Raw genomic sequence first — 9,857 nt, 5'->3', positions numbered from 1 at the left:
TCATGAATCGCACCACAAAATCTGCAATTTACGTTATGGAACTCACGGTTAGTGGATGAGTGCCTATATTGGGTTCTGATGCTCGTAATTCGGATTGACGGATTTTCACAACTGAGATATTGTATGCTACACAGTCTTGGCTCAATAAAAAATAGAACTGATTTGTTTTCAGGATTTTTGGGAGCGGCCGGTCCTTAGAAAGCAGACATTGCGATTTCAAAAGACAATGTAATTGGATTTTGAAAGTGTATAAAAATTAAAAACAAATTGATAAACCTTTCACAAAGTGCTATGCTATAAATGCGAGCCTGAACCGACCTGATATGGCGGTTACAGGCATGATAAAATACATCATCATAGAAAAGAGGAAGAGACTATGAACAAAAACAAATTCTCCACAAAATATCTTGTGGAAATGGCATTATTAGTTGCCATCATTTTACTCATGGCTTTTACCCCGATTGGTTACATCAAAACAGCAGGATTAGAAATTACCCTGATTGTTGTACCGGTTGCGGTAGGAGCTGTAACATTAGGACCGACAGCAGGTGCAATCTTAGGAGGGGTATTTGGAATAACAAGCTTTATCCAGTGCTTCGGAATGAGCCAGTTTGGTGCATTACTGCTTGGAATTAACCCATTCCTGACATTCCTTGTATGTGTTCCGACACGTATTCTGATGGGATGGCTTACAGGACTTATTTATCATGGATTGCGAAAAACAAAGATTCCGTCAGCGGCATCCGTTACGATCGCCAGCCTTTGCTGCCCATTATTGAATACAACATTCTTTATGGGAACGCTTGTGACATTATTTGCATCCACCATGCGTGAATCTTTTGGTATGGGAAAGGTACTTCCGTTTATCTTTGCATTCGTCGGAGTAAATGGTGTTGTCGAGGCAATTGTATGTTTCGTTGTGGGAACTGCAATTTCCATGGCTTTGAAAAAAGCATTGCGTTACAGCTAAAACATTGCTTAACTTAAGAAATGCCGCTTGCAGGATGTGGTGCGGATTTTTAGATTGAATTTTATGAATCCGGCTATGAACGGAGTATTGCTCCCTAGCGCAGGCGGCAGAGATTTCTCAACTTTTCCAGATCGTCAGAATCCGGGTGTGACAAAGCACAGTCAAAATTTTTGATCAATGCATCAAGGTTAGCCGGATGCTCAGGATTTTCTTTCATTTTCATATAGCGCTCCCGCACAGACTGCGGCATTTTTCCCTGACACATATATTCTCCGATAATGGTATTGCTTGGATCTATGGACTGTCTGACCTGTCCGAGGATCTTTTGAAAATATGCATCACTTCCACCAAAACCGGCTGTTCCGAAAAGAAAAATCCGTCGGTTTTTTAAAGTTGATAACAGAGTTAGTGTCTCGTTGTCAGCATTTCCCTTATCTGTCCAAAATCCGATATACAATAATTCTGATGATGGTACTGGTGTCTTGATCGCACCAAAATACTCACAGCCCTCTTCGGGCAGCGTTTCATGGATCGCATCGGCAAGCTTCTTTGTATTACCTGTTAAACTGCTGAATAAAATCGAATATTGATCTGTTTTCATATGTTATCGTCTCCTTATGTAAAAGCTGAATCACTGGATGAACCTGCTTCATAAAAGCGCAATTTGGCAGATCCATCACATCATGATATTATCACAATCGTAAATACTTGTCTATTTGATTGAAGTTTTGTACTTCAAAAAGAACGTTGTATTTTCTTTGTATTATTGGAAAAATTAGATTTATAGGTTATAATAGAAATCAGACAAATTGTGAGGTGACTTTATAAAATAGGACAGTAGTCGTGCCTCACAGAGACGAAGGAGGGCGTAAAAATGCCAGAAAACAGCAGTTGCAGCAGTGCATCTACCTGTAGCAGGGAAAGCTGCGAGGGATGTCCAAGCAAAGCAAAGGGCGGAAGCGGAATTGCCAAAGAGCCAATGAACAAAGCTTCTAATGTAAAAAAAGTGATTGGTGTTGTCAGTGGTAAAGGTGGAGTTGGAAAATCATTTGTGACATCTTCCCTTGCATGTGCCATGAACAAGGCTGGATATAAAGTGGGAATTATGGATGCTGATATTACAGGACCGTCCATTCCGAAAATGTTCGGAGTACATGGACAGGTTTACGGTACAGAGGATGGCATGGTTCCAATGGCTGCAGAGAATGGGATCAAGATCATGTCCGTCAATCTATTGTTAGACAACGAAGAAGATCCGGTGATCTGGAGAGGACCGGTGATCGCCGGTGTTGTAAAACAGTTCTGGAATGAGACAGTATGGGGCGATATTGATTATTTATTTGTAGATATGCCGCCGGGAACCGGTGATGTTCCGCTTACGGTATTCCAGTCACTTCCTGTAGATGGAATCGTCGTTGTGACATCACCACAGGAATTGGTACAGATGATCGTGAAGAAGGCTTACAATATGGCGAATATGATGCATATCCCGGTACTTGGCGTTGTGGAGAACTTCAGTTATCTGGAATGTCCGGACTGTGGTAAAAAGATCAATGTTTTCGGACAGAGCCATGTCGATGAAGCAGCACAAGAGCTTGGAATCCCGGTATTTGGAAAACTGCCGGTCGATCCGGCTTACGCAGAGAAAGCGGATGAAGGAAAATTCTTTGAGATCGACAATCCATATTTAGCAGCCGGTGTTGAAACTCTGAAAAATTTATAAGATGTAGAAAAGGAAGGTATTGCATGCGATATCTTCCTTTTCTATTGTATCCAATCAATTCGGAACCGGACCGCCAAGCGCAAAGGCAAAACAGAAAAGCAGAATAAGGCAGAGCGGATATGCAAACGCGAGCAATCCTGCAAACAAAAAAGCATGTTTGTGTGTGGACTTCTTATGACTTAACCGTAAAAACCATATGCCAAGAAAAAATAAAATAATAGGAAGGCATACAAATAGAAAACCGAAGGATTGCATTATGTCAACCAGAAATATCAGTGCAATCAACAGGACGATAAAGAGTGTCACAAGGGCGATGCGTTGCCGTTCTATTTTTCTTTCGTAAGATGCAAGATCAATCACGTTTTGAAATGCATCTGTGGTATCTGGAGCGGAAACGGTTGTTTTTGGCAGACGCTCTGATTTCATCAGTTCAAGCAGGCTGATATCAAGAACATCTGCTAATGGTTCAAGAAGTTTGATATCAGGAAAGCCAACACCACGTTCCCACTTTGAGACAGCTTTGTCGGTCACGTTCAATTTCTGCGCTAACTGTGCCTGTGTCAAGCCCTTTTCTTTTCTTAATTCAGTGATAAAAATTCCTAATTTCTGATTATCCATAGAAGTTTTCCTTTCGATGTTTCCTGATGTACTATATTGTGAAAAAATGCTCACTTTTGCCTTCAGGCAAATGATACGATATGCAAAACCAGCTACTTATATCTTATAAAAACCTCAGAAAAATAGCAATCGACGAATCGTAGAGCCCCCTTTTTTACGTCTTATCACCGAAAAATTACCTCTTACCTCAAATCTATTTACAGGATCTGGAGCATCGAATATACTAAACTCAGTTAAGAAATCAAAGAGAGCTCGCATAAAATACATTAACAGTTTAGACATATAAAAATCTTAAGACGAGACAAAAATCAGCAATTGAAAAATGACAGAGGAGAAAAAGAGAGCGCGAAAAAGTTATGAAAATCAAAATTGAAATCGATGAGGGACTCCCAGAGGACGAAGTACTGATCCGGTGCAGGGGACTGACGGAACAGATTTCGGATGTGCAGAAGGCGGTGAGCGAAGTGATCAACACCTCGCAGAAATTCGTCTTTTACAGAGGAAATACAGAGTACTACCTGACCTTGGATGAAATCCTGTTCTTTGAAACAGACAGTGATGGGATCAATGCACATACGAGAGACAACATTTACCAGACAAAATACAAACTTTACGAGCTTGAGGAACTTCTTCCGGGAAGTTTTATGCGGATATCGAAATCTGCAATCGTGAATACCAGCCACATTTATTCAATCAGCCGGAACCTGACGGCATCAAGTGTGGTGGCATTTGCAGACACACACAAGCAGGTGTATGTCTCAAGATACTATTACAAACCATTAATCAATAAATTAGAAGAAAAGAGGTTACATCAATGAAATTAAGAAAAAACAGTGGAAAAATTTTATGGGGGTTATTTTTCATCCTTGCAGCAGTTTATGTGGTAGTCAGCAAACTCTGGATCATGCCTGAGATCAGTGTGTTCAGTGTTTTATTGACGGTATTCTTTATCTGGCTCTTTTTAAATGGTATCCGCAACGTGAATTTCTGGGAAATCCTGTTTTCCATCGCATTTATATGTATCATATATGATGACTGGCTTGGAATCACAGCCCTCACACCGTGGACTGTTTTGGGCGCAGCGTTACTCGGAAGCATTGGACTTTCTTTGATCTTCAAAAAAAAGAGCGGACACAGCCCTTCCATTTCTTTTGAGTTTGACAGTGACAGCGACAACGAGGATGGAAAGTACATTGGTGAAAATATCAAAATTGACAACAATTTTGGCACAGCCATCAAATACGTGAATTCCGATAACTTCTGTATGGCGGATGTGGATAATAGCTTTGGTTCGCTTACCGTATACTTTGATAATGCCATTATCCAGTCCGGAAGTGCAAAAATCAAAGTTGACAATAGCTTTGGCGAAACCAATCTTTACATTCCGAAAGAATGGAAAACAGAGAACAACCTTGGTCAGGCATTCGGAAGCGTCAAAACACATGGCGTATGTGAGGGAAGCAGTAATAACACTTTGAAATTAAAAGGCGAAACAAGCTTTGGCGAGATTAACATATACTATATCTAGCTAAGACTTTCTTACAAGTTATTCACAGTGTAAATAAAAGAAAAACCGTACAGACAAATATGATTTCCTTTGTGAGCTTTGCGAACAGGAACATCATATTTCGTCTGTACGGTTTTTCTTTTTCATTAACCTAAGATATCACTTAGTTAAGTTTTGATTTATTCATCGTGATCCCCATAGCTTGTATCTTCATGCAGGTTCGGCATCATATCAATACCACGGTTTGAATCCGCCTCAACATCCTTTCCAAAGTGATAATCATTGCCAGGTAAAATTGCATTTAAGAGAATACCGGCAATTGCAGCAATTGCAAGGGAAGTTAAAGTAATATCAGTTCCAGCAACGGTAAAAGTAAGTCCGTTAGAAAATCCAAGACCACATACGAAAATAACACCGGCAATGATCAGGTTGCGCGATTTTGTCAAGTCTACGTGGTTTTCTACAACGTTACGGACACCGATCGCAGAGATCATACCGTAAAGCATAAAGCTGACACCTCCGATGATCGCAGAAGGCATAGAACCGATCACTTCTGCCATCTTTGGAATAAAGCTTAAAATAATTGCATACAAAGCAGCGATACGGATAACCTTCGGATCGTGTACCTTACTTAACTCAAGAACACCTGTGTTCTCGCCATAAGTAGTATTTGCAGGACCACCGACTAATGCGGAGAGGGAAGTTGCAAGACCGTCACCGATCAAAGTGCGGTGAAGTCCCGGATCTTCGATAAAGTTTTCTCCGACAGTTGCAGAGATGGCAGACATATCACCGATATGCTCCATCATGGAAGCAAGGGCGATCGGAGCCATAACCAAAATAGCGGAGATATTGAATTTACAGATAGAAAATTTAGGAACACCTACCCATGCAGCAGATGCGATATTTGTAAAATCAAGGATTGCGGAACCATCTGCATTTGTCATTCCAAGTGCATTGAAAATCAGTGCGGCAGCATAGGAAACAACAACACCCATCAGGATCGGGATGATCTTAAACATTCCTTTTCCCCAGATATTAAATACAATAATGGTAGCCAGTGCAATAAATGCAAGAAGCCAGTTTGTGGAAGCGTTGTTTATGGCAGAGCCGGAAAGACTTAAACCGATACAGATAATGATCGGACCTGTTACAACAGGTGGAAGGAAACGCATAACTTTTTTTACACCTGCAAGACGGATGATAAGAGCAAGTATTAGATAAAGTAAACCTGCTACGACGATACCGCCACATGCGTAGGAAAGTTTGTCTGCGTTGGACATATCGGCAAAAACGCCGGTGTCAAGATTTGCGATAGTCGCAAATCCGCCTAAAAAGGCGAAGGATGAACCGAGAAATGCAGGAACCTTGAATTTGGAACACAGATGGAAAAATAATGTTCCCACACCTGCGCAGATCAAAGTAACCTGAACGTGAAGTACATCTTCACCAAAGTAGCTGTTTACTAAAATCGGTACGAGAATGGTTGCACCGAACATAGCGAACATGTGCTGTAATCCTAAGATTAACATTTTTGGGACGCCAAGAACGCTGGCGTCACGGATTGCTCCGTTCTTTTCGTTCATAAAAAACTTCCTCCTTAAAAGTAAAATGAAAATGATAAGGTTTTATGATTTACCTCAAATTAATTTATTATAGCATAGGAAAACGGGATGTTACAATAAAAAAATGCAATTGCTTTTACTTGAAGCGTGAGAAGGGAACGTGGTACAATGGGTATCAGCAGGATTCCGACGGGAAAACGTCAGAACATTGGATTGGCAGATTGAGGATAAGTCTGTAAAACAATTCAGAAAGAAAGGATTTACCATGGATATTATTTTGAAACTCTCTGAAGAACTTGGTATCAGAAAAAGTCAGGCAGAGGCAGCAGTGAAATTGATCGATGAGGGGAATACCATTCCTTTTATCGCCAGATATCGTAAGGAAGTGACCGGTTCTTTAAATGATGAGGTGCTCCGTAATCTATATGAGCGTCTTACCTATCTCCGAAATCTTGAAGAGCGTAAGGAGACTGTTTTAAACAGCATTGAGGAACAGGGAAAACTGACAGATGAATTAAAGGCACAGATTCTTGCGGCTGAGACGATGGTTGCAGTGGAGGATTTATACCGCCCTTACAAACCAAAGCGCAGAACAAGAGCTACGATTGCAAAGGAGAGGGGACTCGAACCCCTTGCCAATGTGATCACTCTACAGATGTTAAACACACCGCTTGAGGCAGAGGCTGCCAAATTCATCAATCCGGAAAAAGAAGTCAATTCCGCAGAGGATGCGATTGCCGGAGCAAAAGATATTATCGCCGAGGCGGTTTCAGACGAGGCGGATTACCGTACGAGAATCCGTGACCTTACCATGAAAAAAGGTCATGTGACTTCCACGGCAAAAGATCCGGAGGCGGAATCTGTTTATGAGATGTATTATGAGTTTGATGAGCCTGTGAATAAGCTGGCTGGGCACCGCATACTTGCGTTAAACCGCGGTGAGAATGAGAAGATCCTTAACGTGAAAGTGGAGGCGCCGGAGGAAGATATTTTACGTTTTCTTGAGCGGAAAGTGATCACAAGAGACAATCCGAATACAACACCTGTATTAAAAGAAGTTGTGGCAGATGCTTACGACCGTCTCATTGCGCCTGCGATCGAGCGTGAGATCAGAAGCAGTCTCACTGAGATGGCAGAGGATGGTGCGATCCGTGTGTTTGGCAAGAACTTAGAGCAGTTATTGATGCAGCCGCCGATCGCAGGACAGGTTGTGCTTGGCTGGGATCCGGCATTCCGCACCGGATGTAAACTCGCAGTGGTCGATCCGACCGGAAAAGTGTTAGATACGACTGTCATTTACCCGACCGCACCACAGAACAAAGTGGAAGAGGCAAAGACGGTATTAAAAAAACTTATTTCCAAATATCATATCACATTGATATCACTTGGAAATGGAACTGCGTCAAGGGAATCTGAGCAGGTGATCGTCGATTTATTAAAAGAGATTCCGGTAAAAGTACAGTATATTATCGTCAATGAGGCGGGCGCATCTGTCTACTCAGCAAGTAAACTTGCGACAGAGGAATTTCCGAATTTTGACGTGGGACAGCGAAGTGCGGCTTCCATGGCAAGACGTTTGCAGGACCCTCTGGCAGAACTTGTAAAAATTGACCCGAAATCCATCGGTGTCGGTCAGTATCAGCATGATATGAACCAGAAAAAATTAAGTGAGGCGTTAAGCGGTGTGGTTGAGGACTGTGTGAATAAAGTCGGCGTGGATCTGAATACTGCTTCTGCTTCTCTGCTGGAGTACATTTCCGGTATCAGCAAAGTGATCGCAAAAAATATTGTAGCTTACCGCGAAGAAAACGGAAGATTTGGATCCAGAAACCAGCTTCTAAAAGTGGCAAAATTAGGACCGAAAGCCTACGAGCAGTGTGCCGGATTTATGCGTATCACAGATGGTAAAAATCCATTGGATGCTACCGGTGTGCATCCGGAGAGTTATGATGCCACAAAGAAGCTGCTGGATAAATTAGGATTTACCATGGAAGATGTCAAAAACCGGAATCTGGATGGTATTTCTAAAAAAATCTCCAATTATGACAAACTGGCAGAAGAACTTGGTATCGGAGCCATCACCTTACAGGATATTGTGAAGGAATTGGAAAAACCGGCGCGTGATCCGCGTGAGGATATGCCAAAACCTATCCTGCGCAGCGATGTCCTTGAGATGAAAGATTTAACACCGGGCATGGTTTTAAAAGGAACCGTAAGAAACGTTATTGATTTTGGTGCATTTGTCGATATCGGAGTACATCAGGATGGCCTGGTCCACATTTCACAGATGAGTGACAAATTCATCAAACATCCACTCGAAGTCGTCAGCGTCGGTGATATCGTGGAAGTGAAAGTCATGAGTGTCGATCTGAAAAAACAGCGTATCCAGCTTACGATGAAATTGTAATTGTTTAAAATGGAATTATAATTGTTTTAAAATTGATATTGACAAGTGACAGACATATGCATAGAATAGACATGTAAAACAAATAAGGAATTCTTCGGGGCAGGGTGATACGATAACGTAGATTCCCGACCGACGGTGATCTGGCGATCAATGAATGCCAGAAAGTCCGTGACCTGCGCAAGCAGCTGATCCGGTGTGAGTCCGGAACCGACAGTATAGTCTGGATGAGAGAAGAAAGCGTGTTTTTTAGCATGTAGAATTTAACAGGGAAACCTGTATAAGCCCCGGATATTCATATATCCGGGGTATTTTATTACACGTAATATTCACCTCGAATTCCAAGTTCAAACAGAAAAGGAGACGAGTGACAATGAGCACACAAACAGCAACCGTAAACAAAACAGAAAAGAGAGTCAATGTAAGATACCTTACCGTAACAGCAATGTTATCCGCAGTAGCGTATATTTTAATGTTTCTGGATTTTTCAGTGCCATTCATGCCAGCATTTATTAAAATGGATCTTTCAGAGCTTCCGGCATTAATTGGTTCATTTGCAATGGGACCTTTATGTGGTGTCGTTGTATGTTTGATCAAAAACGTACTGCACTTATTCATCACAACGACAGGCGGCGTCGGCGAGTTATCAAACTTTATTTTAGGCGTAGCCTTTGTGCTTCCGGCAGGACTCATTTACAAACACAAAAAGAACCGTAAATCTGCACTGATCGGCTCCCTGACCGGTGCAGCATTCATGGGAATCTTTAGTATTGTTTCTAATTACTTTCTTGTATATCCGGTATATTACAACTTTATGCCGGAGGAAGTGATTTTGGCAGCTTATCAGGCGATTCTTCCATCTGTAAAAAATATTTTACAGTGTCTGATCTGCTTTAACATGCCATTTACCATTGTCAAAGGAATGTTTTCCGTTGTGATCACGTTCCTTACTTACAAACATATCTCCCCGATTTTAAAAGGAAGCCAGAACCGTTAAGTATGAAAAAGCTGCTGGAACAGGCGGGCGGACAGTAACGAAAAAATTGGAAAAGACGTATTTGATATGCGTC

9 protein-coding genes and 1 riboswitch are annotated in these 9,857 nt (G+C 41.6%); of the genes, 6 read left to right on the top strand and 3 right to left on the bottom strand.

Annotated features, from left to right (window positions below; all coding sequences use genetic code 11):
- Window positions 1-376 precede the first annotated feature (376 nt).
- On the top strand, window positions 377-970 hold the full coding sequence (locus tag ROSEINA2194_RS03650) for an ECF transporter S component (protein WP_007883508.1): 594 nt from the start codon (window positions 377-379) through the stop codon (window positions 968-970).
- Window positions 971-1,064: 94 nt separating this feature from the next.
- On the opposite strand, the gene bilS is transcribed toward ROSEINA2194_RS03650, so the two are convergent.
- A complete protein-coding gene (gene bilS, locus ROSEINA2194_RS03645) occupies window positions 1,065-1,571 on the bottom strand; it encodes a flavodoxin family protein BilS (protein ID WP_007883506.1) in 507 nt (168 codons plus the stop codon).
- A 273-nt stretch (window positions 1,572-1,844) separates the two neighbouring features.
- On the opposite strand from bilS, the gene ROSEINA2194_RS03640 reads away from it, so the two are divergent.
- Window positions 1,845-2,693, top strand: a complete 849-nt coding sequence (locus ROSEINA2194_RS03640) for an Mrp/NBP35 family ATP-binding protein (protein ID WP_044927136.1) — start codon at window positions 1,845-1,847, stop codon at window positions 2,691-2,693.
- Window positions 2,694-2,747: 54 nt separating this feature from the next.
- Here ROSEINA2194_RS03640 and ROSEINA2194_RS19585 read toward each other — a convergent pair whose 3' ends face one another.
- Window positions 2,748-3,311, bottom strand: coding sequence for a helix-turn-helix domain-containing protein (locus tag ROSEINA2194_RS19585; protein ID WP_007883503.1), 564 nt, complete (start codon window positions 3,309-3,311; stop codon window positions 2,748-2,750).
- A 356-nt stretch (window positions 3,312-3,667) separates the two neighbouring features.
- Between ROSEINA2194_RS19585 and ROSEINA2194_RS03630 the strand changes: the two genes are divergently transcribed.
- Together ROSEINA2194_RS03630 and ROSEINA2194_RS03625 are read left to right on the top strand one after the other, a co-directional pair.
- Window positions 3,668-4,129 carry a LytTR family DNA-binding domain-containing protein gene (locus tag ROSEINA2194_RS03630; RefSeq protein ID WP_007883502.1) on the top strand — a complete coding sequence of 154 codons (462 nt, stop codon included), beginning with the start codon at window positions 3,668-3,670 and terminating at the stop codon, window positions 4,127-4,129.
- Window positions 4,126-4,839 carry a LiaF transmembrane domain-containing protein gene (locus tag ROSEINA2194_RS03625; RefSeq protein WP_007883501.1) on the top strand — a complete coding sequence of 238 codons (714 nt, stop codon included), beginning with the start codon at window positions 4,126-4,128 and terminating at the stop codon, window positions 4,837-4,839. Before ROSEINA2194_RS03630 ends, ROSEINA2194_RS03625 begins: the two co-directional genes overlap by 4 nt.
- 158 nt (window positions 4,840-4,997) lie before the next feature.
- On the opposite strand, the gene ROSEINA2194_RS03620 is transcribed toward ROSEINA2194_RS03625, so the two are convergent.
- On the bottom strand, window positions 4,998-6,404 hold the full coding sequence (locus ROSEINA2194_RS03620; protein ID WP_007883499.1) for a uracil-xanthine permease family protein: 1,407 nt from the start codon (window positions 6,402-6,404) through the stop codon (window positions 4,998-5,000).
- Between the two features lie 244 nt (window positions 6,405-6,648).
- On the opposite strand from ROSEINA2194_RS03620, the gene ROSEINA2194_RS03615 reads away from it, so the two are divergent.
- Entirely contained in the window at window positions 6,649-8,790 is a 2,142-nt protein-coding gene (locus ROSEINA2194_RS03615; RefSeq protein WP_044927137.1) for a Tex family protein, read from the top strand.
- Between the two features lie 86 nt (window positions 8,791-8,876).
- A riboswitch (FMN riboswitch) is annotated at window positions 8,877-9,030 on the top strand.
- Window positions 9,031-9,160: 130 nt separating this feature from the next.
- Window positions 9,161-9,784, top strand: a complete 624-nt coding sequence (locus ROSEINA2194_RS03610; protein ID WP_007883496.1) for an ECF transporter S component — start codon at window positions 9,161-9,163, stop codon at window positions 9,782-9,784.
- Window positions 9,785-9,857 lie beyond the last annotated feature (73 nt).

Source organism: Roseburia inulinivorans DSM 16841 (assembly GCF_000174195.1).
GTDB lineage: Bacteria > Bacillota > Clostridia > Lachnospirales > Lachnospiraceae > Roseburia > Roseburia inulinivorans.
This window is presented reverse-complemented; position numbering and strand designations above follow the sequence as displayed.